Source organism: Microbacterium terricola, assembly GCF_027943945.1.
GTDB classification, from domain to species: domain Bacteria; phylum Actinomycetota; class Actinomycetes; order Actinomycetales; family Microbacteriaceae; genus Microbacterium; species Microbacterium terricola.
In genome coordinates this window covers 3,213,231-3,239,322 of the sequence record NZ_AP027141.1, presented here as the reverse complement: position 1 = coordinate 3,239,322, position 26,092 = coordinate 3,213,231, and the positions used below count along the sequence as shown (strand labels likewise).

At 69.9% G+C, this 26,092-nt stretch carries 20 protein-coding genes; 17 read left to right on the top strand and 3 right to left on the bottom strand.

The window, feature by feature from the left end; genetic code table 11:
- Positions 1-51: 51 nt before the first annotated feature.
- The 3 genes from Microterr_RS15410 (at position 52) to malQ (ending at position 5,297) form a co-directional block, all read left to right on the top strand.
- Complete coding sequence (locus tag Microterr_RS15410; protein WP_263796920.1) at positions 52-1,632, top strand: DUF7059 domain-containing protein; 1,581 nt, start codon at positions 52-54, stop codon at positions 1,630-1,632.
- A gap of 9 nt (positions 1,633-1,641) precedes the next feature.
- Positions 1,642-3,069: a CCA tRNA nucleotidyltransferase gene (locus tag Microterr_RS15405; RefSeq protein ID WP_263796921.1), complete on the top strand. Its 1,428-nt coding sequence runs from the start codon at positions 1,642-1,644 to the stop codon at positions 3,067-3,069.
- 65 nt (positions 3,070-3,134) lie between these two features.
- Positions 3,135-5,297, top strand: a complete 2,163-nt coding sequence (malQ, locus tag Microterr_RS15400) for a 4-alpha-glucanotransferase (RefSeq protein WP_263796923.1) — start codon at positions 3,135-3,137, stop codon at positions 5,295-5,297.
- Positions 5,298-5,309: 12 nt separating this feature from the next.
- On the opposite strand, the gene Microterr_RS15395 is transcribed toward malQ, so the two are convergent.
- Positions 5,310-6,221 (bottom strand): LysR family transcriptional regulator, encoded by a 912-nt coding sequence (locus Microterr_RS15395; RefSeq protein ID WP_263796924.1) that lies wholly within the window; start codon positions 6,219-6,221, stop codon positions 5,310-5,312.
- 103 nt (positions 6,222-6,324) lie between these two features.
- Here Microterr_RS15395 and Microterr_RS15390 point away from each other — a divergent pair, with 103 nt between their 5' ends.
- Both Microterr_RS15390 and Microterr_RS15385 read left to right on the top strand, forming a co-directional pair.
- Positions 6,325-7,710: an MFS transporter gene (locus tag Microterr_RS15390; RefSeq protein ID WP_263796925.1), complete on the top strand. Its 1,386-nt coding sequence runs from the start codon at positions 6,325-6,327 to the stop codon at positions 7,708-7,710.
- A 9-nt stretch (positions 7,711-7,719) separates the two neighbouring features.
- A complete protein-coding gene (locus Microterr_RS15385) occupies positions 7,720-8,466 on the top strand; it encodes a 3-hydroxybutyrate dehydrogenase (protein WP_263796926.1) in 747 nt (248 codons plus the stop codon).
- Positions 8,467-8,586: 120 nt separating this feature from the next.
- Here the strand turns inward: Microterr_RS15385 and phoA are convergent, their stop codons facing one another.
- Positions 8,587-10,269, bottom strand: a complete 1,683-nt coding sequence (gene phoA, locus Microterr_RS15380) for an alkaline phosphatase (protein ID WP_263796928.1) — start codon at positions 10,267-10,269, stop codon at positions 8,587-8,589.
- Between the two features lie 301 nt (positions 10,270-10,570).
- Between phoA and Microterr_RS15375 the strand changes: the two genes are divergently transcribed.
- From Microterr_RS15375 to Microterr_RS15350, 6 genes are all read left to right on the top strand, one after another.
- Positions 10,571-12,205 carry an ABC transporter substrate-binding protein gene (locus tag Microterr_RS15375; RefSeq protein WP_263796929.1) on the top strand — a complete coding sequence of 545 codons (1,635 nt, stop codon included), beginning with the start codon at positions 10,571-10,573 and terminating at the stop codon, positions 12,203-12,205.
- A 101-nt stretch (positions 12,206-12,306) separates the two neighbouring features.
- Positions 12,307-13,398 (top strand): ABC transporter permease, encoded by a 1,092-nt coding sequence (locus tag Microterr_RS15370; RefSeq protein ID WP_263796930.1) that lies wholly within the window; start codon positions 12,307-12,309, stop codon positions 13,396-13,398.
- A gap of 1 nt (position 13,399) precedes the next feature.
- Positions 13,400-14,392 (top strand): ABC transporter permease, encoded by a 993-nt coding sequence (locus Microterr_RS15365; RefSeq protein WP_263796931.1) that lies wholly within the window; start codon positions 13,400-13,402, stop codon positions 14,390-14,392.
- Positions 14,392-16,062 carry a dipeptide ABC transporter ATP-binding protein gene (locus Microterr_RS15360; protein ID WP_263796932.1) on the top strand — a complete coding sequence of 557 codons (1,671 nt, stop codon included), beginning with the start codon at positions 14,392-14,394 and terminating at the stop codon, positions 16,060-16,062. The genes Microterr_RS15365 and Microterr_RS15360 overlap by 1 nt, the downstream gene beginning before the upstream one ends.
- A 7-nt stretch (positions 16,063-16,069) precedes the next feature.
- Positions 16,070-18,988 carry an alpha-mannosidase gene (locus Microterr_RS15355; RefSeq protein WP_263796933.1) on the top strand — a complete coding sequence of 973 codons (2,919 nt, stop codon included), beginning with the start codon at positions 16,070-16,072 and terminating at the stop codon, positions 18,986-18,988.
- Between the two features lie 2 nt (positions 18,989-18,990).
- Complete coding sequence (locus Microterr_RS15350; protein ID WP_263796934.1) at positions 18,991-20,349, top strand: MFS transporter; 1,359 nt, start codon at positions 18,991-18,993, stop codon at positions 20,347-20,349.
- On the opposite strand, the gene Microterr_RS15345 is transcribed toward Microterr_RS15350, so the two are convergent.
- The gene (locus Microterr_RS15345) at positions 20,310-20,954 is read right to left on the bottom strand and encodes a TetR/AcrR family transcriptional regulator (protein WP_263796936.1); all 645 of its coding nucleotides are present in this window, start codon (positions 20,952-20,954) and stop codon (positions 20,310-20,312) included. The two genes, Microterr_RS15350 and Microterr_RS15345, sit on opposite strands and share 40 nt — an antisense overlap.
- Before the next feature lie 68 nt (positions 20,955-21,022).
- On the opposite strand from Microterr_RS15345, the gene Microterr_RS15340 reads away from it, so the two are divergent.
- The 6 genes from Microterr_RS15340 to dnaB all read left to right on the top strand — a co-directional run bounded on the left by Microterr_RS15340 (position 21,023) and on the right by dnaB (position 26,056).
- A complete protein-coding gene (locus Microterr_RS15340) occupies positions 21,023-22,339 on the top strand; it encodes a glycosyltransferase (protein ID WP_263796937.1) in 1,317 nt (438 codons plus the stop codon).
- Between the two features lie 111 nt (positions 22,340-22,450).
- A complete protein-coding gene (gene rpsF / locus Microterr_RS15335) occupies positions 22,451-22,834 on the top strand; it encodes a 30S ribosomal protein S6 (RefSeq protein ID WP_263796938.1) in 384 nt (127 codons plus the stop codon).
- A gap of 5 nt (positions 22,835-22,839) precedes the next feature.
- The gene (locus tag Microterr_RS15330; RefSeq protein WP_263796939.1) at positions 22,840-23,352 is read left to right on the top strand and encodes a single-stranded DNA-binding protein; all 513 of its coding nucleotides are present in this window, start codon (positions 22,840-22,842) and stop codon (positions 23,350-23,352) included.
- Between the two features lie 30 nt (positions 23,353-23,382).
- The gene (gene rpsR, locus Microterr_RS15325; protein ID WP_137418536.1) at positions 23,383-23,637 is read left to right on the top strand and encodes a 30S ribosomal protein S18; all 255 of its coding nucleotides are present in this window, start codon (positions 23,383-23,385) and stop codon (positions 23,635-23,637) included.
- Between the two features lie 11 nt (positions 23,638-23,648).
- Positions 23,649-24,101: a 50S ribosomal protein L9 gene (gene rplI, locus Microterr_RS15320; RefSeq protein ID WP_263796941.1), complete on the top strand. Its 453-nt coding sequence runs from the start codon at positions 23,649-23,651 to the stop codon at positions 24,099-24,101.
- A gap of 587 nt (positions 24,102-24,688) precedes the next feature.
- Positions 24,689-26,056, top strand: coding sequence for a replicative DNA helicase (gene dnaB / locus Microterr_RS15315; protein ID WP_263796942.1), 1,368 nt, complete (start codon positions 24,689-24,691; stop codon positions 26,054-26,056).
- The last annotated feature ends 36 nt before the right edge of the window (positions 26,057-26,092 follow it).

Here is a 26,092-nt window from a genome sequence, read left to right as displayed (position 1 = left end):
ATGAGGTTTCGCTCCTGTGCGATTCATGACCGCACGATCAGCCCTGATTCTATGGTCAGCGCCCAGGTGCACCCTGAGCGCGAGCCGGGGTTGAATGGATTCGTGCTCCCCGACATCGACCCCGACCTGTGCCGAGATCTCGCCGCCGACCTGACGCAGGCCCGCTTCGGCGCGGAGTCGGTGCGTGCCGCGTGGGGTGTCGCGGCCGATGATGCGATCGCGCGGGGGCTGCGCTCGCCGGCCGATCGGGCGCTCGGCGACCGGCACGATCCGCTGGCGGTGCTGGCCCGGCTCTTCGTGCTCGGGATGCCGCAGAGCGCGGCCGCGGTCGACTCCGCGCTGCCGCGGCTCGGGGCGGACGGACTGGTGCGCCTCGCCCTCGCGGAGCGGGACGGATCCACCGTGCGGCCGACCGCGCTGGTGCGCCCGCAGTCGTTCACCGATTCCCACGGCGACGGGCGATGGTGGATCGCGAGCGACCTCGACGAGGCCGCCCTGCAGGGTCCGCTGCGCGAGGACCACGTCCTCGGCGTCGGCGGCGCGTCGCTCACGCTCGCCGGGCTGCAGCTGCCGACGCCGGCGGGGCGAGCGCTCGATCTCGGATCGGGATGCGGCATTCAGGCGCTGCGGGTGCGCCGCGCCGCCGACGGCGTCGTCGCGACCGACATCTCGGCACGGGCCGTCTGGTTCACCCGTCTGAACGCGCGGCTGAACGGCGTCGACGGGATCGAGACCCGCGGCGGGAGTCTGTTCGAGCCGGTCGCCGGCGAGCAGTTCGACCGGATCGTCTCCAACCCCCCGTTCGTGATCACCCCTCGGGCGGCCGACGTGCCCGCGTACGAATACCGCGACGGCGGCATGGTCGGCGACGACCTCGTCGCGGCGTTCGTCACAGGGGTGGGCGAGCACCTCGCACCGGGCGGCGTCGCCCAGCTGCTCGGCAACTGGGAGACCCGGGCCGGCCGTGACGGCCTGGACCGCGTGCGCGACTGGGTCGAGGCGTCGCCGGTGCCGCTGGACGCCTGGGTCGTCGAGCGCGAGGCCCTCGACCCGCTGTCCTACGCAGAGCTGTGGATCCGCGACGGCGGCACCCTCCCCGGCGCGAGCGGGTTCGCCCGACTCATCGACGCGTGGCTCGACGACTTCACGGCGCGCGATGTCTCGGAGGTCGGCTTCGGCTACCTCCTGCTGCGCCGGCCCCTCGCCGGCGAGCCGACCCTCCGACGGTTCGAGCGGATCCCGCACGCGCTGGAGGGCAGGGCGACTCTCGGCGGGCACCTCGCCGACGCGCTTGCGATGCACGACCTGCTCGTCGACGTGGACGATGCGGAGCTCACCGCATCCGTCCTGCTCGTGGCACCCGACGTCACCGAGGCGCGCCACCACATGCCGGGCGCGGAGGCGCCGACGGTGATCGAGCTGCGCCAGGGCGGCGGATACGGGCGTTCGCTCTCGGTCGACCCCGCGCTGGCCGCTCTCGTCGGCGCATGCGACGCAGACCTGCCGCTCGGCTCGCTCATCGACGCGATCGCGCAGCTGCTCGAGGTCGACGCCGTCGAGCTTCGCGCGGACCTGCTGCCCCGCGTGCGCGAGCTGCTGTTCACCGGATTCCTCTCGATCGCCCGCGGATAGGCTCGAAGGATGCTGAACATGGCCCAGGGCGTCGCCCGACTCGAGACGCTCGCCGCCTCGACGGTCGTCGACACCCTCGCGCAGGCCTTCGCCGCAGCGGGGCATGAGCTGGCGATCGTCGGCGGCCCGGTGCGCGACGCGCTGCTCGGGCGGGAGACCCACGACCTGGACTTCACGACCGACGCGTCTCCCGACGAGATCCTGCGGGTCGTCACGCCTGTCAGCACGGCCCAGTGGGACATCGGGCGCGCCTTCGGCACGATCGGTGCGCGCGTGCGCGGCGAGCAGGTCGAGATCACGACCTACCGCGCCGACAGCTACGACGGCGTGACGCGCAAGCCCACGGTCGAGTTCGGCGACACCCTCGACGGCGACCTCGTGCGCCGCGACTTCACCGTGAACTCGATGGCGCTGCGCGTGCCCTCGCGGCAGCTCGTCGACCCCACCGGCGGCGTGGAGGACCTCATCGCGGGGCGCCTGCGCACGCCGGCCGACCCGGCGGTGAGCTTCGGCGACGACCCGCTGCGGATGCTGCGCGCCGCCCGGTTCGCCGCGCAGCTCGGGTTCGAGGTCGATCCGGCCACCGCGACGGCCTTGGGCGAGCTGCGCGACACCCTCACGATCGTCAGTCCCGAGCGGGTCCAGGGCGAGCTCGTGCGCCTGCTGCAGTCCGACGACCCGGTGCGCGGCATCCGGCTGCTGGTCGAGACCGGTCTGATGGAGCTCATCGTCCCCGAGATCCCGGCGCTGCGCCTGGAGGTCGACGAGCACCACCACCATAAGGACGTCTACGAGCACTCGCTGACCGTCCTGCGTCAGGCCATCGAGCTCGAGCACGCGCGCCACCCCGGCGCCGACCCGGATGTGCCGCTGCGGATCGCGGCACTGCTGCACGACATCGGCAAGCCCGACACCCGCCGCCTCGAACCGGGCGGCGGCGTCACCTTCCACCACCACGACGTGAAGGGCTCGCGCCTCGCGCGCAAGCGGCTGAAGGCCCTGCGGTTCGACACCGCCACCATCGAGACGGTCGCCCAGCTCATCGAGCAGCACCTGCGGTTCTTCGGGTACGCCGAGGGAGCGTGGACCGATTCGGCCGTACGCCGGTACGTCCGCGACGCGGGCGACGAGCTCGAGCGGCTGCACATCCTCACCCGCGCCGACGTCACCACCCGCAACAAGCGCAAGGCGGCACGCCTGTCCGGCTCCTACGACGACATCGAGCGGCGCATCGCCGAGCTCGCCGAGCAGGAGCAGCTCGAGGCGATGCGGCCCGAGATCGACGGCAACCGCATCCAGGAGATCCTCGGCATCCCGCCGGGCCGCGAGGTCGGCGAGGCGTACCGCTACCTGCTCGACGTCAGGCTCGATGAGGGCGTGATCGGACCGGACGCCGCCGAACAGCGGCTGCGCGACTGGTGGGCCTCGCGGGGCTGATCGCACAGACGCGAGGTGGCTGGGCCTGGCAGGATCGGACCAGGCAGCCAGACGGAGGGACTCCCATGACCCACACCGACGACACCACCGCCGCGCTGGTCGCACTGGCCGAGGCGCACGGCATCGCGAGCTCGTACTGGTCGTTCTTCGGCGATCGGGTCGAGGTGCCGGCGCCGACCCTCCGCGCGATCCTGACCGCGATGGGCGTGGACGCGTCGACCGAGGAGGCCGTCGAGGCGGCGATCGCCGACCGCGAGGACCGGCCGTGGCGGTCGCTGCTGCCGCCCTCGCTGGTCATCCGGCAGGGCGGTGGCGACCTGATCGCGCACGTCCTCGACGCACACGACATCGCTCTGTCCGTCGGACTCGAGGACGGGTCGTGGCGCGACCTCGAGATTCCGGCACAGCATCCCTCCTCCCGCTCCGTCGACGGCACGACCGTCTGGAGGGTCACCGTGCCGCTGCCCGCCGACCTGCCGCTCGGCTGGCACACCGTGCACGCGCGGCAATGGTCGCGCGACGGCGGGCCGGAGCAGACCGCGACGATGGTGCTCGCCGTCACCCCCACCCGACTCGCTCCGCCGCCCAGCCGGCCGGGCAACGCGGGCAGGGCGTGGGGGCTGATGGCCCAGCTGTACTCGGTGCGCTCGCGCGCATCGTGGGGCATGGGCGATTTCGCCGACCTCGGCGACCTGGCCGCGATCGCGGGCGGACGCGGGGCCGACTTCCTGCTCATCAACCCGCTGCACGCCGCCGAGGTGACGCCACGGATCGAGCCGTCGCCCTACCTCCCCGCCACCCGCCGGTTCTTCGCTCCGCTGTACGTGCGACCGGACGACATCCGGGAGGCGGCGTACCTGTCGCCGGATCGCCGGGCCGCCGTCGCGACCGCGCGCGAGCGGGTCACCGCGATGGACACCGATCCCGAACGGATCGACCGCGATGCCGTCTGGCTCGCCAAGCGGGAGGCGCTCGAGGTGATCTTCGCCGCACCCCGCTCCCCAGGGCGCGAGGCGTCGCTCGAGGCGTTCACCGCCAGGGAGGGGCGACCCCTCACCGACTTCGCGCTGTGGTGCGCGCTCGAGGAGCACTTCGCGGCGACCCTCGCCGCGGGCGAGGAGCGCCCGGCCGAGGCATGGGACATCGCATCGCCGCTCGTCGCGCGCCTGCGCGATGAGCTGTCCGAGCGGGTCGCGTTCTTCGTCTGGCTGCAGTGGATCTGCGAGGAGCAGGTCGCGCGCGCCCAGCGTGAGGCGACCGAGGCGGGCATGCGCATCGGGATCATGCACGATCTCGCGGTGGGCGTGCACACGAAGGGCTCGGACGCCTGGTCGCTGCGTGACACCTACGCCCCCGGCATCCTGGTCGGCGCCCCGCCGGACATGTACAACCAGCAGGGCCAGAACTGGACGCAGCCGCCGTGGCTGCCCGACGCGCTCGCCGCGAACGCCTACGCACCGCTGCGCGACATGATCCGCTCGCTGCTGCGCCACGCCGGGGCGCTGCGCATCGACCACATCATCGGGTTCTTCCGGCTGTGGTGGATCCCGGCCGGCCTCGGCCCCGCGGCCGGCACCTACGTGCGCTACGACCACGAGGCGATGATCGGGGTGCTCGCCCTGGAGGCCCATCGCGCCGGCGCGGTCGTCATCGGGGAGGACCTCGGGCTGGTGGAGCCGTGGGTGCGCGACTACCTCGCCGCCCGCGGGATCCTCGGGACGTCGGTGCTGTGGTTCGAGCACGAGAACGGCGGGCCGACCCCGCCCGAGCATTACCGGCAGGCGCTGCTGGCCACGGTCAACACGCACGACCTGCCGCCGACCGCCGGCTACCTCGCCGGCGAGCACGTGGCGCTGCGCGCTCGGCTCGGCCTGCTGACCCGCAGCGTGGAGGACGAGCGGGCGGATGCTGTCGCCGAGCGCGACGCCATGCTCGCCGCCCTGCGCGACCGCGGCCTCCTCCCGGCCGACGCGGACGAGCAGGAGATCGTCGAGGCGCTGCACGTCCACCTCGCAGCGTCTCCCTCGTGGCTGCTCGGCGTCGCGCTCGTGGATGCGGTTGGCGAACGCCGCGTGCAGAACCAGCCGGGCACCGACCGCGAGTACCCGAACTGGCAGGTGCCGCTCGCCGACGCCGCCGGCGCCGCGGTGCTCATCGACGACCTGCCGCGCAACCCGCGGTTCCGCTCGCTGGCCGACGCGGTCGATACGGCGCTGCGTACGCCCTGACCGGGGGTGCCCTTACCGCGGCACCCCGTCGAGCATCTCGCGGGACCGCGCGGTCTGGGCGCGCAGCGCCTCGGCGACGGCGACCACCGAGGGGATGCGCAGCGACTCGCGGCGCACGATCATCCAGTACGGCAGCTTCTCCGCGAACTGCTCGGGCAGCAGGCGCACGAGATCGTCGTGGCGATCGGCGACGAAGCAGGGCAGCAGGCCGATGCCCGCGCCGGCGCGCGTCGCCTCGACGTGGACGAACACGTTCGTCGAGGTGAGGCCGTCCACCATGCGCGGCACGAGGCGGCGGGGCAGGTCGAGCGCCTCGACCTGCAGGATCGAGTCGACGAAGTACACGAGCGGATGCTGCATCAGCTCGTCCGCGTCGCGCGGAGTCCCGACGCGGGCCAGATAGTCGCGCGATGCGTACATGCCGAGGGTGTAGCTGCCCAGCTCGACCGGATGCGTGCGCTCGGTCTGCGGCTTGCCCACCACGACCTCGATGTCGAGGCCCGGTCGGTGCGCGGCGGCGCGGCGGGTGGCCGTGATGATCTCGACGGTCAGGTGCGGGTGGTTCACGCGCAGCGCGGCGATGGCCGGGGCGGCGATGAAGGCGCTGAAGCCGTCGGTCGCCGACATCCGCACGACACCGGCGACCGGATCGTGGGCGTCCGCCGCACCGGCCAGCTCCGACAGCGCCGCCTCCACCCGGCTCGCGGTCTGCGCGGCGTGCTGCCCGAGCGCGGTCAGCTCCCATCCGCCCGCGGCCTGGGTCACGAGCCGGCCGCCCATCGCGTCCTCGAGCGCCGCGAGGCGGCGGGCCACCGTCGTGTGGTCCACGCCGAGGTGCTCGGCCGCCGTGATGTACCGACCGGTCCGTGCGACGGCGAGCAGCACGAGCAGATCGTCGGCGCGGGGGGCTCTGCCGGCATCCATGTCTGCAATTATGCACATAGCGGTTGCGCGACTGGGCATTGTCTCGCCGTCGCCGCCCCTTCAGACTTCCAGGGATGTCACCGGCGACATCCGAAGGAGAATCATGCAAGCCCCCACCTCCCGCAGCGCGGCCGCAACCCGCGATCCCGCGCCCACCAAGCTCAAGCGCATCGTCGCAGCCTCGATGGCCGGCACGGTCGTCGAATGGTACGAGTTCTTCCTCTACGCGACGGCGGCGAGCCTCGTCTTCGGCGCCTACTTCTTCCCGCCGACCGGGTCGCCGCTCGACGGCATCATCGCGGCGTTCATCACGTACGCGGTCGGCTTCATCGCCCGGCCGCTCGGCGGCATCGTGTTCGGGCAGATCGGCGACCGCTTCGGCCGCAAGCCCACGCTGCAGGCGACCATCATCATCGTCGGCGTCGCGACCTTCCTGATGGGCTGCCTGCCCGGGTTCGCCACGGTCGGGTTCTGGGCGCCCGCGATGCTCGTCACGCTCCGGTTCATCCAGGGCTTCGCCGTGGGTGGAGAGTGGGGCGGCGCCGTCCTGCTCGTCGCCGAGCAGAGCCCCAACCGCTCCCGCGGATTCTGGACCAGCTGGCCGCAGGCCGCCGTCCCGGTCGGCAACCTCCTCGCCACCCTCGTGCTGCTGGTGACGTCGTGGCTGATGACCCCGGAGGCGTTCCTGGACTGGGGCTGGCGCATCGCGTTCTGGCTGTCCGCGGTCATCGTGCTCGTCGGCTTCTACATCCGCACCCACGTCGAGGAGGCACCGATCTTCCTCGAGGCCAAGGCGCAGGTCGAGGCCGAGCAGGCCGTCTCGTACGGCGTCGTCGAGGTGCTCCGCCGCTACCCGGTCGGCGTGCTGCAGGCCATGGGCGTGCGCTTCGCGGAGAACATCGTCTACTACATCGTCGTCAGCTTCTCGATCGTGTACCTCAAGGTCGTCCACGAGTACGACACCAGCCAGCTGCTGCTCGCTCTGCTCATCGCGCACTTCGTGCACTTCCTCGTGATCCCGCAGGCCGGCCGGCTGGCCGACCGCTGGGGCCGTCGCCCGGTGCACCTGGCCGGCGCGATCCTGGCGGCGACGTGGGCGTTCTTCGCCTTCCCGCTGTTCGACACGCTGAACCCCGTGCTCATCGTCGTCGCGGTCACGATCGGGCTGTGCTTCCACGCCCTGATGTATGCGCCGCAGCCGTCCGTGATGGCCGAGATGTTCCCGACCCGGATGCGCTACTCCGGCGTCTCGCTCGGCGCGCAGGTCACCGCGATCCTCGCCGGGTCGCTCGCTCCGATCCTCGCGACGCAGTGGCTGCGCGACACCGGCTCGTGGCTGCCGATCGCGATCTACATCGTCGTCGCCTGCATCATCACGGGCGTCACCGTGCTCACGCTGCGAGAGACGAAGGGCATCTCGCTGCGCGACATCGACGATGCGGATGCTGCGAAGCACGCCCCCGTCGCCCACGCGGCGTCGGTGCGCTGAGAGGCTGACATGACGGATCTGCACGGCCGCACGGCCCTGGTCACGGGCGGTGCGAGCGGCATCGGCGCGGCCTGCGCCCGTGCCCTCGCCGCCGCCGGTGCGGAGGTCACCGTCGCCGACATCGACGGCGAGGGCGCCGACGCCCTCGCCGTCGAGATCGGCGGGCGGGCGTGGCAGGTCGATCTGGCCGACACCGCCGCTCTGGCCGACCTGCGCCTGGACGTCGACATCCTCGTCAACAACGCCGGCATCCAGCACGTGAGTCCGCTCGAGGAGTTCGACCCCGAGCGGTTCTCGTTCATGCTGCGCCTCATGCTGGAGGCGCCGTTCCTCCTCATCCGCGCGGCCCTGCCCGGCATGTACGAGCGCGGCTTCGGCCGCATCCTCAACATGTCGAGCGTGCACGGACTGCGCGCCTCCGCGTACAAGGCGGCCTACGTGACCGCCAAGCACGGCCTCGAGGGGCTCTCGAAGGTCACCGCGCTCGAGGGCGGGGCGCACGGGGTCACGAGCAACTGCATCAACCCCGGCTATGTGCGCTCGCCGCTCGTGGAGCGGCAGCTCGAGGACCAGGCGCGCGTCCACGGCATCCCGGAGGACGAGGTCCTGACGCGGGTGCTGCTGGCCGACTCCGCGGTGAAGCGGCTCGCCGAGCCGGCCGAGATCGCGAGCCTCGCCCTGTGGCTCGCGGGCCCGGATGCGGGGATGGTGACCGGCGCCAGCTACACGATGGACGGCGGCTGGTCGGCGCACTGACCGCATCCCTCGCCCGGCCCGGCCCAGCCCGGCCCCAAGCCGTTTACGGACGGAACACGCCGCATCCTCTGGGAGTCATGCGGCGTGTCCCGTCCGTAAACGGGGAGGAGGTCGGGCGGGTCAGCGCACCGTGACGGTGCCCTTCTTGGCGACCTCGGTCTGCACGCCGGTGACGGTGACCTTCACCGTCTCCTGCTTCTTCGGGGTCGGCGCGGTGAACTGGGCCGTGACCGTGCCGTCGATGACATCGACCGTCTTCGACTCCGACCCGAACTGCACGACCGCCTGGCGGTCGCCGGCGAATCCGGTGGCCTTCACCGTGACCGGCGCGCCCGGCTTGGCGTAGGTCGAGGAGACCTGCGCGCGCTTGCTGAGCTTCGCGGTGTCGAGCTGCAGGTCGAGCGTGCCGGTGATGGTGCCGAAGGTGTCGGTCTGGTCGGTGAGTCCGACGACGTTCGCCGCGCCGGGGCCGAAGGCGGCGATGCGCACCTGCGAGCCGGTGTGCTGCTGCGACCCGCCGGCCGCCGCGGTGCCGTACGAGATCTTCATGACCGTGCCGTCGACCGTGGTCAGCGCCGTGCTCAGCGAGGTCGGCGGCGTGGAGTCGACGATCTGGCTGGTGTGGGCGTGGTCGGCGGTGACGATCACGAGCGTGTTGCGATCCTTCTTGGCGAAGTCGAGCGCGACCTGCACGGCCTCGTCGAGGTCGATGGTCTCGCCGATCTGACCGCACGCGTCTGCGGAGTGGTCGCGCTTGTCGATGGACGCGCCCTCGACCTGGAGGAAGAAGCCCTTGCCGTCCTTCGCGGACCGCGACTTCTTCGACAGCAGGTCGATCGAGGTCTCGGTGAGCGAGGCCAGGTCGAGCGAGCTCTCCAGCCGATCCGGGTTCTCCGTGCAGGTGGTCGGCGTGTTGGCGCCGCCGACGGTGGCGGTGGTCGGCGCGAACCTGGTCGGGAAGTTGCCGTCCGAGAACAGGCCCAGCAGCGGCTGCGTCTGGTTCGCCTTCGTCACAGACGCGAGCCCGGCAGCATCCGTCACGACCTGGTAGCCGCGCGCATCCGCCTGCTCCAGCAGCGTCGAACCGCTCCACTGACCGGCCTTCGCCGTCTGCGTGAACGAGGCCAGGCCGCCGCCGAGCACGACGTCGGGACGCGTGCCGAGCAGCTGCTCGGAGATCGAGCCGAGCCCACCCGCGGCGAGGGCGTCGGTGCCGCACGTCGCCGAGTCGGGGCCGTAGCAGGAGCGTGCCCCGACGTGCGCGACCTGCACGGCCGGGGTCGCGTCCTGGATCTCGGCGGTCGAGACGTTGCCGGTGCGCAGACCGTTCGCCTTCGCGATCTCGAGGATCGTCGGCAGCGCCGTGCCGTCGATGTCGACCGAGACGGCGTTGTCGTACGTCTTGCTGCCGGTCGCCCAGGCGGTGCCGGTCGCGGCGGAGTCCGGAACGTAGTCGGGCTTGCCCTTGTTCGCACCGTCCTTGTACAGCGAGTAGGTCGTGTACGAGCCGGTCAGCGGCAGCGCGTCGATGCCGGGCAGCTCGCCGGCGGCGCCGTACGCGTAGTTGCGCGCGATCGTGATCTCGGAATCGCCCATCCCGTCGCCGATGAGCAGGATCACGTTCTTGGCGGTGCCGCCCACGATCGCCCTGCGCACGTCCTGGGTCTGGTCGCCGTCGAGACGGTGGGATCCGGATGCTGCGGTCAGCGCGATCGCCGAGCCGGAGGCGACGAGCGAGGTGGCGACGACGGCGGCACCGGCGACGAGGGCGAAGCGGCGTCCGCGGCCTCTCATGGTCTTCATTGCATCTCCCTGATGGTTCCTGCGGGTGGAGGGTGTACGCCCTGATGGGCATGCCCAGTCGAGTCCCGCGAGGCGACGGCGGAGTGAACGCGAGGCGACGCGAGACCGTCACTCGCGTGAGAAACCGATGAGAGCGCAGGCCGCGCGGAGGGCCGCGTACGGCATCGAGTGCCGCCCGCACCGGGTTTCAGTCTCGTTACGAAATGGCGCGTGACTTGGGATCCGGCCGGATAGGGGGAGAAGATGGCCCCTTGGGCGGTGTCTCCCGGCGCCGCGGACTCTTCACAGCAGAGGTAGCACTATGTCACTGCACGACAGCAAGCGGGGCCGTCTCGGCCTCGTGCTCGGCGCCTTCGGCGCTTCGGCACTCCTCCTGGCCGGCTGCGCCGGCTCGGGTGGCACCGGAAACGACGACGACGCGACTTCGGGCGAGCCGATCATCGTCGGCACGACCGACAAGGTCACCACGCTCGACCCGGCCGGCTCGTACGACAACGGGTCGCTCGCCGTCCAGACCCAGGTCTTCCCGTACCTGGTCAACACCGACTACAACAGCACCGAGGTCGTCCCCGACCTGGCCGAGTCGGCCGAGTTCACCTCGCCGACCGAGTACACGGTCACGCTGCCGGCCGGCCTGAAGTGGGCCAACGGCAACGACCTGACCTCGGCGGACGTGAAGTTCTCGTTCGACCGCAACATCAAGATCGCCGACCCGAACGGCGCGTCGAGCCTGCTCTACAACCTCGACAGCGTCGAGGCCCCGGATGACACCACCGTCGTCTTCCACCTCAAGGCGGAGAACGACCAGATCTTCCCGTACATCCTGACGAGCTTCCCCGGCGCCATCGTCGACGACGAGGTCTTCTCGGCCGACGCGCTGACGCCCGACCAGGACATCGTCGACGCGAACGCGTTCGGCGGCCCCTACGCCGTCACGTCGTGGGACTTCAACAAGACCGTCGAGTTCACCCCGAACGAGAACTACCAGGGCCTGCTCGACGCCCCCGTCAACAGCGGCGTGATCCTCAGCTACTTCGGCGAGTCGTCGAACCTGAAGCTCGCCGTGCAGGAGGGTGACGTCGACGTGGCGTACCGCAGCCTGTCGGCGACGGATGTCGACGACCTGAGCGGCAACGACAAGGTCCAGGTCATCGACGGCCCCGGCGGCGAGATCCGCTACATCGTGTTCAACTTCAACACGCAGCCGTACGGCGCGGACACCCCGGAGGCCGACGCCGACAAGGCGCTCGCCGTCCGCCAGGCCGTCGCCGACCTCGTCGACCGCGACGCGATCTCGGAGCAGGTCTACAAGGGCACCTACACCCCGCTGTACTCGTACGTTCCCGAGGGCTTCGCCGGTGCCACCGAGGCACTGAAGGGCATCTACGGCGACGGCAACGGCGCCCCGGATGCCGCCAAGGCCAAGGAGCGCCTCGAGGCCGCCGGCGTGGAGACCCCGGTCAAGCTGAGCCTGCAGTACAGCCCCGACCACTACGGCCCTTCGTCGGGTGACGAGTACGCGCTGGTCAAGCAGCAGCTCGAGGCCGACGGCCTGTTCGAGGTCGACCTCAAGTCGACCGAGTGGGTGCAGTACTCGGAGGACCGCACGTCGGACGTGTACCCCGCGTACCAGCTCGGCTGGTTCCCGGACTACTCGGACGCCGACAACTACCTGACGCCGTTCTTCCTCAAGGAGAACTTCCTCGGCAACCACTACGACAACTCGGAGGTCAACGACCTCATCCTCGAGCAGGCCGTGGAGACCGACGCCGCCACCCGCACCGCGGACATCGAGAAGATCCAGGAGCTCGTCGCCGGCGACCTCTCGACCGTCCCGCTGCTCCAGGGTGCGCAGGTCGCCGTCGCCGGAACCGACGTCCAGGGTGTCCTCCTGGACGCCTCGTTCAAGTTCCGCTTCGCTCCCGTCACCAAGTAGGTCGCGAACACCGATGGGGCGGTCCGCTCGACGGGCCGCCCCATCGGCATGCACACCGCTCCACCCCGGCAGCGCGCCGGGTCGAAAGATAGGCTCCCCGTATGACGAGTGACGTCGGCGTCGCCCCGGTCGATCAGCCACCACCCTCGCTCGCCGTGCGGCGAGGCAAGGGCGGCAGCGTGCTCTGGCGCTATCTCCTGATCCGATTCCTGCTGATCATCCCGACGGTGCTGATCCTGGTCACCATCGTCTTCTTCCTCATCCGGCTGACCGGCGACCCGATCACGGCGTCCCTCGGCGGCCGCCTCACGGCCGCTCAGCTGCAGGAGCGCATCCACGAGGCCGGCTTCGACCGCCCCGTGTTCGTGCAGTACCTCGAGTACCTCGGCCAGATCCTCCAGGGCAACTTCGGCACGACGTTCACCGACAACCAGCCGGTCACCCAGGTCGTCCTGACGTACGGCACCGCGACCTTCGAGCTCGTCGCGTACTCGCTCGTCATCGCATTCATCGTCGGCATCCCGCTCGGCCTCGTCGCCGCGGCGACGCGCGACAAGACGTCCGACGCGGTTCTGCGGGTCAGCGCGATCTTCTTCTACGCGACCCCGGTGTTCTTCTCCGGACTCGTGGCGAAGCTCATCTTCTCCGTCTGGCTCGGCTGGCTGCCGGTCAGCGGCCGCGCCGACGTGCGCACCGAGATCGCCCTCACGCGCGAGGACGGGACGGGCATCTACCTCATCGACGCCATCGCCACCGGGAACCCCGCGTACGTGCAGGACGTCCTCCTGCACGCGATCCTCCCCGCGCTGACGCTCGGTCTGCTCACCGCGGGGATCTTCCTGCGCCTCGTGCGCACGAACGTCATCGGCACGCACAACATGCAGTACGTCGACGCGGCGCGGTCCCGCGGCGTCAGCGAGTACCGGCTGATCCGCAAGCACGCCTACCGACCCGCCCTCATCCCGATCATCACCGTCATCGGCCTGCAGATCGCACTCCTGCTCGGCGGCGCCGTGCTCACCGAGACGACCTTCGAGTGGCAGGGCCTGGGGTACCAGCTCTTCGAGTACCTGCAGGCGCGTGACTTCATCGCCGTGCAGGGCATCGTGGCGATGATCGCCATCATCGTCGCGCTCACAAACTTCGTCGTCGACGTCATCGCGGCGTTCCTCGACCCGAGACTGAGGTTCTGACATGGCGAAGCAGAAACTGATCGACCGCGTCCCGGTCATCCACCAGCTGCGCCAGAGCGTGGGCTTCCAGCGCGGGATGCTGGTGGCCGGCCTCGTGATCACCGGTGTGTTCCTTCTGGTCGCGATCATCGCGCCGTGGATCTCGCCGTACGGCTACGACCAGCTCTCCGGTCCGGACGGCAACTTCGGCGCCCAGCAGCCGCCGAGTGCCGCGCACTGGCTCGGCACGACGGTGGGCGGCTACGACGTCCTGTCGCGCGTCATCTGGGGTGCCCAGACCGCCCTGTTCGTCGTCGTCGTCTCGCTCGTCCTCTCGGTGTTCCTCGGCATCTTCCTCGGACTGGTGTCCGGATACTTCGGCGGCTGGGTCGACCGCACGCTCGTCGTCGTCGCGGACGCGATCTACGCCTTCCCGACGCTCCTGCTCGCGATCCTCGTCGCGATCGCGATCAGCGGCGGTCAGTCCGGCCTCTGGCCCGGCGTCATGGCCGCGGCGGTGTCGATCATGGTCGTGTTCATCCCGCAGTACTTCCGCGTCGTGCGCGCCGAGGTCGTCCGGGTGAAGGCTGAGGCGTTCATCGAGTCGGCCAAGGTCATCGGCGCGTCCAGCCCGCGCATCATGTTCCGCCACGTCCTGCGCAACTCGACCCGCACGCTGCCGATCATCGTCACGCTCAATGCGGCCGAGGCGATCAGTACGCTGGCAGCCCTCGGCTTCCTCGGCTTCGGCATCGAGCCGACCGCCGCCGCCGAGTGGGGCTACGACCTCTCCAAGTCGATCAGCGACGTCGCCGCCGGCATCTGGTGGACGGCGATCCCGCCCGGCCTTGCCATCGTGTTCGCCGTGCTCGGCATCACGCTCATCGGCGAGAGCCTCAACGACCTCGCCGACCCGCGCCTGCGCGCGCGCCGCCGCGCGAGCAAGCAGACGCCGGCCGACGCGGTCGCCGCGAGCCAGCCGACCGCACGCGAAGAACTCGGAGAGGTGCAGTGATGAGTTCACCGGCGCAGACCCCGCTCGACGACCTGGCCGTCGACATCCGCGGACTGGACGTCACGTTCTCGACCGACGGCGGCGACGTCCGCGCCGTGCGCAACGTCTCGCTCGATGTGCGACGCGGCGAGGTGCTCGCGATCGTCGGCGAGTCCGGCTCGGGCAAGACGGTCACCGCCCGCACGATCCTCGGGCTCCTCCCCGAGTCGGCCACCACCGAGGGCGCGGTCATCCTCGACGGCACCGATGTCGCCAAGCTCAGCCACGACGACCTCCGCCGGGTGCGCGGCACGAAGGCCGCCATGATCTTCCAGGAGCCCTCGACGGCGCTGAACCCGGTGTTCACCGTCGGCTGGCAGCTCATCGAGGGCATGCGGGCGCATCGCAAGATGACGAAGGCCGAGGCGAAGGCAAAGGCCATCGAGATGCTCGGACGTGTCGGCATCCCCGATCCCGAGCACCGGGTCAACCACTATCCGCACCAGTTCTCGGGCGGCCAGAAGCAGCGCATCGTCATCGCGATGGCGCTCGCCCTCGAGCCGGCCGTGATCCTGGCGGACGAGCCGACCACGGCCCTGGATGTGACGGTGCAGGCCGAGATCCTCGAACTCCTGCGCACCCTGCGCGACGAGACCGGCACGGCCATCGTCCTCATCACCCACAACATGGGCGTGGTCGCCGACCTCGCCGATCGCGTCGCGGTGATGCTCAACGGCGAGGTCGTCGAGACCGCGCTCGCGAAGGACCTCTTCGCCGCCCCGCAGCACGAGTACACGAAGAAGCTCCTCGCCGCCGTACCGCGGCTCGAGATCGCGGACCGGGCTCGCCCCGCGTCAGCAGACGAGACCGCAGTGGTCGAGGCGAACGGCCTCATCATCGAGTACCCGGGCCGCCTCGGCAGCCCGACGTTCCGTGCCGTCGACAGCGTGAGCTTCCGGATCGGACCCGGCGAGGTGCTCGGTCTGGTCGGCGAGAGCGGCTCGGGCAAGACCACCATCGGTCGTGCGATCGCCGGACTGGCCCCGGTCAGCGGCGGATCGCTGCGGGTGCTCGGCACCGAGATGAACGGGGTCAAGGAGCGGGCCTTCCGCGCGCGCCGGCGTGAGCTCGGATTCGTGTTCCAGGACCCCGCGACGAGCTTCAACCCGCTGCTCACGATCGCGGAGAACGTCGCAGAGCCCCTCCTCGTCCACACCGACGCGAAGAATGCGCGCGACGCACGGCCCAAGGTCGACGAGCTGCTCGAGGCGGTGCAGCTGCCCGCCGCATACGGCGACCGGTTCCCGCACGAGCTCTCCGGCGGTCAGCGCCAGCGCGCCTCGCTCGCCCGTGCGCTCGCGCTCGACCCGAAGCTGCTCATCGCCGACGAGCCGACGAGTGCGCTCGACGTGTCGGTGCAGGCGCGCGTGCTCGAGCTCTTCGCCGAGATCCAGGAGCGGTACCGGTTCGCGACGCTGTTCATCACGCACGACCTCGCGGTCGTCGACCTGCTCGCCCATCGCGTCGTGGTCCTGCACAAGGGCCGCATCGCCGAGGAAGGGCGCACCGCCGAGGTGCTCGGCAACCCGCAGGACGACTACACGAAGCGGCTCATCGCCTCGCTGCCGGTGCCCGATCCGGTCGAGCAGGCTGCGCGGCGGACGGCGTGGAACGCGACGCGGCAGCGCTGATCTCGGAATGCCTGGTCTGATCGCCGAACTCGGCGGATATGCGCTGCGGCAGCCGCGCGAGTACAGCCGCCTCCGCCGCATCCGCGACGCCATCTACACCGTGGTCGCGCCCCTGCGTGCCGAGGTGCTGCGCTCCGACGAGCCGATCGCGTTCGCGGAGATCGACCGCGGCGGGTTCCGCCCCCTGCGCGACGGCACCGCATGGGGCGCCAAGTTCGACTGCGCCTGGCTGCGCATCACCGGCGAGGTGCCGGCCGGGGCCTCCGACGTCGTCGTGATGCTCGGCATCCGCGGCGAGGGGCTCGTCTATTCGGCAGCCGGAGACGTGCTCGACTCCGTGAGCACCGTCTGGATCCAGGGCGATCTGCCGCACGCCGGCGGTCAGCACCGGCCCGTGCACGGCGTGGACACGAGCACGGGGCGCATCGAGTTCTATGCCGACGTGGCGTACAACGGCTGGCTGCTCTACGACTACGGCAAGGCCAAGTTCCACGGCGCGCACCTCGCGCGGCGCGACGACGTCGTCTTCGGTCTCTACTACGACTACCTCACGCTCGCCGTCCTCGCCGATGCGACCGCGGACCCCGCGCTCGCCGCCGACCTCAAAGCGGCGCTGCGGGCGGCCTACGGCCACTTCACCGCGGGAGACGCCCGGGCCGCGCGCGGTGCGCTCGCCGGACCGCTGGCCGCAGCATCCGACAGCGACTTCGTGTACAGCGCCGTGGGTCATGGACACCTCGACATGGCGTGGCTCTGGCCGCTGCGCGAGACCCGCCGCAAGGCCGCACGCACCTACGCCAACGCCCTCAAGAACATCGACCGCACCGACGACTACATCTACGGCACCAGCCAGCCCCAGCAGATGCAGTGGATGAAGCAGGAGCATCCCGCCCTCTTCGAGCGGATGAAGGATGCGGTCGCCGCCGGCCGGATGGAGCTGCAGGGCGCCTTCTGGGTCGAACCGGACACCAACCTGCCGAGCGGGGAGTCGCTCGTGCGCCAGGCGCTGCACGGGCGCCGGTTCCTGGAGGAGGAGTTCGGGCTCGGCCGCGAGGACATGCGGCTGTGCTGGCTGCCCGACACCTTCGGGTACAACGGCAACCTTCCGCAGATCCTGCGCAAGAGCGGCATGGACTGGTTCCAGACCATCAAGCTGTCGTGGAACAAGGTCAACGTGTTCCCGCACCGCACCTTCCACTGGCAGGGCATCGACGGCTCGACGGTGCTCGTGCACATGCCGCCGGAAGGCGACTACAACAGCCGCGGCGCCGCCGACGGGCTGCTCAAGGGCGTCCGGCAATACCAGGAGCGCGACCTCGGATCCGCACTGCTCGTCTACGGGGCGGGCGACGGCGGCGGCGGGCCGGGCGAGGTGCACCTGGAGGTCACGCGCCGCGAGCAGGACCTTCGCGGGCTGCCGCGGGTCGAGTACTCGACAGCCGATCGCTTCTTCCGTGCGCTCGAGCAGCGTGACATCGCCCACACGCACGTCGGCGAGCTCTATCTCGAGACCCATCAGGGCACATACACGACCCAGGGTGCGATCAAGAAGTACAACCGCCTCGTCGAGCGGAAGCTCCACAACGCCGAGGCGCTCACCGCGCTCACCGGCGGCGGCACTGACGCGCTCGACGCGCACTGGAAGGCGCTGCTGCTCAACCAGTTCCACGACATCATCCCGGGCTCCTCGATCACGCGCGTCAACACCGAGGCGGTCGAGACCTACCAGGAGATCGACCACGCTCTCGATGCGCACATCGGCGAGCTCAGCGGACGCCTGACGACGGGCGACGGCCCGTCGGCGATCAACCTGACCGGATTCGCCCGGCGCGAGTTCGTGAAGACCGGCGACGAGTGGATGCACGCCGAGGTCGGTCCGTATGCCGCATCCGTCCTCCATCCCGCGCCGCCGACACCCGAGCTCGCGTACACGGCCGACACCCTCACGAACGGCGTGCTCACCCTCCGCTTCGACGCGACCGGCGAGATCGTCTCGTGCACGGATGCGGCGGGACGCGAGCACGCCGGCGCCGGCCTCAACCGCCTGATCGTCTTCAGCGATCCGTTCCAGTTCCCGTTCGACGCATGGGACATCGACCAGAAGTACCGCGACCTGCCGTCGACGGTGCTCACCGCATCCGAGGTGCGCACCGCGATCGAGGGTCCGACCGTCGTGCGGTACCAGGTGTACCGCACGCCCAAGGTGACGATCCACCAGCGCGTGATCCTCGACGCCGAGAGCGCGGTGGTGCGCTTCGAGACGCACGTGGACTGGCACGAGAAGCACCGGATGCTGCGTGCCGAGTTCTTCCCGAGCCACTACGGGCCGGAAGCGCTGTGCGAGATCCAGTTCGGCCACATCGGACGGCCGACCACCGAGCGGGACTCGGTGGAGAAGGCGCAGTTCGAGATCTGCGCGCACAAGTGGATCGCCGTGCAGGACGACGAGGCCGGATTCGCGCTGCTCAACGACAGCAAGTACGGCCACCGGGCGAAGGACGGGCTGCTGAGCCTCAACCTGCTGCGCTCTCCGACCTTCCCCGACAAGACGGCGGACCGTGGCGCGCACGAGTTCACCTACGCCTTCACGCCGTTCGCGGCGGGTGATCTCGCCGGCGTGATCGCCGAGGGCTACCGCCTGAACAACCCGCTGCTCGTTGCCGAGGGGGTCGCGTTCGAGAGCGCTGTGGAGACCGCGGGAGACGCCGTGATCGTCGAGACGCTCAAGCGGGCCGAGGACGGAAGCGGGATCATCGTCAGGCTCTATGAGAGTCTCGGGCGCCCGGCCACGACCGCGCTGCACACGACCATCGCGCACCGACGCGCGGTGGAGACCGACCTGATGGAGCGGCCGGCCGGCGAGGTCGACCTCTCGAGCCTCGCGTTCGGGCCGTTCGAGATCAAGACGATCCTGCTGGAGAACTGACGATGACGACCGCCACTCTCGCGCCTCGCACGCCTGCGCCTCGCACGCTCTCCCCCCGCGCGCAGCGGGTGTCGATCGTGGTCGCCGGCTTCGGGCAGAACATCGTGCTCACGACGGTGACGACGTTCATCCTCGTGTACCTGCTGGAGTACGCCCACATCAGTGTGCAGGGGCTCGCGGTGGTCACCGGGATCATCACCGCGGCGAAGCTCATCGACGCGGTGAGCGATCCGGTGATGGGCAGCCTGGTCGACATGACGCGGACCCGGTGGGGCAAGATGCGGCCCTACATCCTGTTCTCGGCGGTGCCGGTCGCCGTGCTCTCCACGCTTCTGTTCGCCATCCCCGACGTCTCGGAGACCGGCAAGCTCGTCTTCTTCGGCGTCTGCTACTTCCTGTGGGGCTTCGCGTACACGGTGTGCGACGTGCCGTACTGGGGGCTGATCGGGTCGGCCTTCCCCGACTCGGCCGAGCGCACGTCGGTGATCTCGCATGTGCGGGCGTTCGGGGCGATCGCGCTCGGGCTGGCCACGCTCGGGATGCCGTGGCTCGCGCTCGCCTTCAGCTTCTCGGGAGAGACCACGGCGACGGGCTGGACGATCGCGGTCGCCGCGGCATCCGTCGTCGGCATGGGCATGTTCCTCCTGGCGTTCTTCAACACGCGCGAGAAGGCACAGGGCGAGCGCGAGCGGCTGACCTTCGCCCAGCTCTTCGGGACCCTGTGGAAGAACACCCCGCTGCTGATGGTGCTGCTCGGGTCGATCCTGGGCTTCGGGCGGTACATCGTGCAGGCGGGCGGCGCGGTCTTCGTCGTGATCGCCTACGGCAACGAGGGCTACTTCACCCTCATCGGCGCCGCGATCATCGTCGGCATGGTGCTCTCGTCGTTCCTCACACCGCTGCTCCTGAAGCGGATGAGCGGCAAGTCGCTCATCCTGTGGAGCTCCGTCGCCGGAGCCGTCTTCTATGTCGCGATGTACCTCGTCGGGTTCGCGAGCATCATCGCGATCATGGTCTTCATCTTCCTCACCGGTCTCACCCTCGGGGTGTTCCTGGTGGTGCAGACCACCATGCTCGCCGACGCCGTCGACGACATCGAGCGCCGCACCGGAGTGCGCAACGACGGCATCTCGTTCTCGACGCTGACGTTCGTCTCGAAGGTCATGAACGCGCTCGCCGTGCTCGTGTTCGGCGCCTTCGTGGTGGTCGCGGGCTACCAGGCGGGCGTCACGGTCACGCCGCAGATGCAGAACACGGTCTTCATCGCGATCACCCTCGTGCCGGCGCTCAGCTGCCTGATCTCGGCGGTGCCGTTCCTGTTCTACAAGGTCGGCCGGCCGGCGACGACCCTGCGCACCTGATCCCCCATCCACTGCACGTACCGCTCACGCGGCCAGCCGGACTGCACCACCAGCTGCTGGTAGCCCTCCGGCGACAGCAGGAACGACAGCTCGGTCGCTGCGGCCTCGACGTCGGCGACCGGCACACCGCGCGCGGCGAGCTCGCCCACGAACATCCGGTAGTCGTCGCCGCGGCGGCTGAGGATGAGCTGGAGCGCGGCGTCGACGCCCTCGTCGGACAGCGCGGCGCCGAGGAGCACGGTCCACAGGGCGTGACCCCGCTCGTTCGCGAGCGCGATCCGCTCGATCACGGCGTCCGCCACCGCGGGTCCCTCGATGTCGAGGACCCCCTCGCCCACGGGCGTCTCACTCAGGGATTCCTCTCCCTCGGCGCCGGCGAAGGACACCTCGAACGCGGCGATCAGGAGTTCCGACTTGGATGCTGTCGCCTTCACCGTCTCCGGCGACACACCCGCCTCGCGAGCGATCGCCGCGATCGTGGCCGCCTGGAAACCGAGCCGGGAGAAGACGGCGGCGGCGGCGTGGATGACGCGGGTCCGCGTCTCGCGGGCCTGCCCCTCGCGCAGCGCGGAGCGGTACGGGCGGGTCGGACTGTCGGAATCCACTATTGACTACCTTTGCAGGGTGGTGAATACTTTCACGGGAAACCCAACCTAGACGAAAGCCGCACCCCATGTCCACGTACCTCGTCTGCTCCACACCCGCTCACGGACACGTGACGCCGCTGCTCGCCGTCGCCGCACATCTCATCGCAGCCGGCCACCGCGTGGTGTTCCTCACGAGCGAGCGGTACGGCGACCGCGTCCGCGCCGTCGGCGCCGAGTTCGCGCCCCTGCCTGCTGCGGCCGACGTGGATCTCGACAGCGTCGACGCCTTCCCCGGGCGGGCCGGACTGACCGGCCCCGCCGCCCTGCGGTTCGACATGATCAACCTGTTCCTGCGGCCGGGCCCCGCGCAGCTGGACGCGCTGCAGGCCCTGATCGCCAAGGAGAAGCCGGCCGCGGTCCTGGTCGAGCCGCTCTTCGTCGGCGCGGCCCTCCTGGTCGAGCTGCCGCGTGCCGAGCGGCCGCCGGTCGTCGCGCTGGGCATCTTCCCGCTCGGCGTCAAGAGCCGCGACACTGCGCCGTTCGGGCTCGGCATCACGCCCATGCGCGGGGTGGTCGGGCGGGCGCGCAACGCACTGCTGGGCGTCTTCGCCGAGCGGGTGGTGTTCGGGCCGGTGACGAAGGAAGCCGACGCGATCGCGCGGCGTGTGCTCGGGCGGCCGCTCAGCCGCTTCTTCCTGGACTGGCACAGCGGGGCCGACGCCCTGGTGCAGTTCACCGTCGCCGGGTTCGAGTACCCGCGGACCGACCTCTCTTCAACCGTCCGCTTCGTGGGCCCTCTGCCCGCCGCGCCGAGCGGAGTCGACGTGCCCGAGTGGTGGGACGATCTGGCCGACGCCTCCGCGGTGGTGCACGTCACCCAGGGCACCGTCGCCAACGCGGACTACGGACAGCTGATCGCCCCGACGATCGCCGGGCTCGCCGCATCCGATGTCCTCGTCGTCGTCTCGACCGGAGGCCGACCTCTGACGGATCTGCCGCACCCGCTGCCGGCCAACGTTCGCGCCGCCACCTATCTGCCGTACGACGCTCTGCTGCCGCAGGTGGACGTCTACGTCACGAACGGCGGCTACGGCGGCGTGCAGCAGGCGCTGGGACACGGCATCCCCGTGGTGGTCGCCGGGCGCACCGAAGACAAGGTCGAGGTCTCGGCCCGCATCGGCTGGCGAGGCGTGGGCGTGGACCTGAAGACGAACCAGCCGTCGCCGGCGCAGGTGTCGACGGCGGTGCGCCGCATCCTCGCCGAAGCGCCGTACCGCGATGCCGCGCGTGCCCTCGCGGAGGAGATCGCGGCGGCGCCCGGTTTGGCGGGGCTCGACGCCGTCCTCGCGGAGCTTGCCGGACCAACTCCGATTCGGCCTCTGACCGGGCATCCGGTAGCATAGGAGGGTTGTCCGGTGGGGCCCGTGTGCCCGTAAGCCCGTGACGACGTGCAACACACCCTCCTGCTGCGGGGAAATGCCCCGCAGCCGTTCTAGTCCGAAGGAGGTGGGTAAGTGACGCACCAGTACGAACTCATGGTCATTCTGACCCCCGAGATCGACGAGCGCACGGTCGCCCCTGCTCTCGACAAGTTCCTCAAGGTCATCACCAACGATGGCGGAACGATCGAGAAGGTCGACATCTGGGGCAAGCGCCGTCTCGCCTACGAGATCCAGAAGAAGAACGAAGGCATCTACGCCGTCGTCAACTTCACCGCGACCAGCGCCGCCACGCAGGAGCTCGACCGTCAGCTGAAGCTGAACGAGACGATCATGCGCACCAAGGTGCTCCGCGCAGAAGAGGCGATCGCGCTGATCGCTTCCGAGGCAAAGCGCGCCGAGGAGAAGGCCGCCCGCAAGGCAGCCCGCCCCGCGAAGCCCGCGAAGCAGGACGCGTAACGTCGATGGCCGGCGAGACGATCATCACCGTCGTGGGCAACCTCACGGCTGATCCCGAGCTGCGCTACACGCAGAACGGTCTCCCCGTCGCGAACTTCACGATCGCGTCGACGCCGCGCAACTTCGACCGTCAGGCGAACGAGTGGAAGGACGGCGAAGCGCTGTTCCTCCGCGCGTCCGTGTGGCGCGAGTTCGCCGAGCATGTCGCCGGCTCGCTGACGAAGGGCTCCCGTGTCATCGCGACCGGTCGCCTCAAGCAGCGCAGCTACCAGGATCGCGAGGGCAACAACCGCACCGCGATCGAGCTGGAGGTCGACGAGATCGGCCCCTCGCTCCGCTACGCGACCGCTCAGGTCACGCGTGCGGCCGGTGGCGGCGGTGGCGGCGGCGGACAGTCCCGCCCGCAGGTCGCCGACGAGCCGTGGGCGACCCCTGGGTCGGCCGGTGGCGCACCTGCTGCGGCAGGCGGCGACGCGTGGAGTGCACCTGGCGCCTACGGCGACGACACTCCGTTCTAGATCTCACATCATTTCGTAAAGGAACAAACCATGGCTGGAAAGTCGAGCGGCGACCGCCGCAAGCCGCGGAAGGGCGCGAAGAACGCCGCTCCCGCGAAGGCGATCCGCGTTGGCGTCATTGACTACAAGGACGTCGCAACGCTTCGCAAGTTCATCTCGGAGCGCGGGAAGATCCGCGCCCGTCGCATCACCGGTGTCTCGGTGCAGGAGCAGCGTCTGATCGCCCGCGCGATCAAGAACGCGCGCGAAATGGCGCTGCTGCCCTACGCAGGCGCAGGCCGGTAAGGGGTATCCGAATGGCAAAGCTGATTCTCACGAACGAGGTCGCCGGGCTGGGTAGCGCCGGTGACGTTGTCGAGGTCAAGAACGGGTACGCCCGCAACTACCTCATCCCCCAGGGCTTCGCTGTGGCCTGGACCCGCGGTGGCGAGAAGCAGGTGGCGTCGATTCGCGCCGCCCGCGACTCCCGCGCGATCCACGACCACGAAGAGGCCGTGGCGCTGAAGAACACCCTCGAGTCGAACAAGGTCAAGCTGTCGGTCAAGGCCGGCGCTGAGGGCCGCCTGTTCGGCTCGGTGAAGACCGCCGACGTCGCGGACGCCGTCAAGGCCGCCGGCCTCGGTGACCTCGACAAGCGCAAGATCCACATCACCTCGGCGATCAAGTCGGTGGGCGAGCACGAGGCGACCATTCGCCTGCGCGACGACCTCACCGCCGTGATCACCCTTCAGGTGGTTGCCGCGAAGTAACCTTCGCGACGGCAGACGGATGCCGCGGGTCGCTCTCCTGGAGAGCCTGGCCCGCGGCATCCGTCATTTTCCGGCGTGTGCCGGTTTCGGCATATAGCGGAATCCGTCGTCGATCCCGCGGTGATCAGCGGGTTCCGCCGACTGGACAAAGGCGCGGGATTGTGCACAGGTGCCCCCTCAAGAGGCAACCTTCAATCGACACTTCAACCCACATCTGAGTGCACATGGTGTGAATCTCTAAATACCTGATCAAGGCAGATAAAATTGCCTCGATTCGAGCGAGACGCGAAGTTATCCACAGTGTTTGTGCACAGGGTGAGCGGCGTTTCCCGCAGGCTCTCCACAGAGTTATCCACAGGTGCTGTTGCACACCTGGAGACCGGACCGTAGCGTGGGCCGCGGCCTATTCGAGAAACAGGCACCGACGACCGTTTGGGGACGGATGTCGGGGGCCAGTGTTCTGCTGTGAGCGGGCGATCCTTACGCGTGGATCGCCGCGGGGTGGTGGCTGTCGCGTGCCCACGCAACGACCCCGCTGCCCGCCATCACCCGGCGCCAGACCACACCAAGACGAAGAGGACGTGACCATGTCGATCGCCGACATCTCCGATGAGCGCATGGGCGGTCCGCGCGAGCACGAGCGCACGCCCCCGCACGACCTGCTCGCGGAGCAGAGCGCGCTGGGCGGCATGCTCCTGTCGAAGGATGCTGTCGCCGACGTCATCGAGACGCTGCGCGGCCCCGACTTCTACGTGCCCAAGCACGAGCTGATCTTCGAGGCGATCCTCAGCCTCTACTCGCACGGCGAGCCGACCGATGTCGTCGCGGTCACCGACGAGCTGATCAAGTCGGGCGAACTGCAGCGGGCCGGCGGCGCCGACTACCTGCACACGCTCACGTCGATCGTGCCGACCGCCGCCAACGCCGGCTACTACGCCTCGATCGTCAGCGAGCGCGCGCTGCTGCGTCGTCTGGTCGAGGCGGGCACCCGCATCGTGCAGATGGGGTACTCGGGGCAGGGGGAGGCGCTCGACCTGGTCAACAACGCCCAGGCCGAGATCTACTCGGTCACCGGCGCCGAGGCCGCCGAGGACTACGTGCCGCTCGAGGTCGCCGTCAGCGCGGCTGTCGACGAGATCGAGGCCGCGCGCGGGCGTGACGGTCAGATGACCGGCATCCCGACCGGCTTCTCGGGCCTCGACCAGCTGACCAACGGGCTGCACCCCGGCCAGATGATCATCATCGCCGCGCGCCCCGCGATGGGTAAGTCGACGCTGGCGCTCGACTTCGCCCGTGCGGCCGCCATCGGCAACAACATGCCCACGATCGTCTTCTCGCTCGAGATGGGGCGCAGCGAGATCGCGATGCGCCTGATGAGCGCCGAGGGCGCGATCCCGCTGCAGAACATGCGCAAGGGCACGCTGGACTCGCGCGACTGGACGACGATCGCCTCCACCCGCGGGCGCATCAACGACGCACCGCTGTACATCGACGACAGCCCCAACATGACGCTCGTCGAGATCCGCGCCAAGTGCCGTCGACTCAAGCAGCGCGTCGGGCTCAAGATGGTCATCATCGACTACCTGCAGCTGATGACCAGCGGCAAGCGCGTCGAATCGCGCCAGCAGGAGGTCTCGGAGTTCTCCCGCGCGCTCAAGCTCCTCGCGAAGGAGCTGGGCGTGCCCGTCGTCGCCCTCTCGCAGCTGAACCGTGGAGCCGAGCAGCGCGCCGACAAGAAGCCCGCGCTGAGCGACTTGCGTGAGTCGGGCTCGATCGAGCAGGATGCCGACATGGTCGTGCTGCTGCACCGCGAGGCCGCCTACGAGAAGGACAGTCCCCGCGCGGGCGAGGCCGACCTCATCGTCGCCAAGCATCGCAACGGCCCCACCGACACGATCACGGTCGCGTTCCAGGGCCACTTCTCGCGCTTCACGGACATGGCCGTCGGGGTCTAGCGACGCCGCAGAGGACGCCGAGCTCAAGGGAGAGCA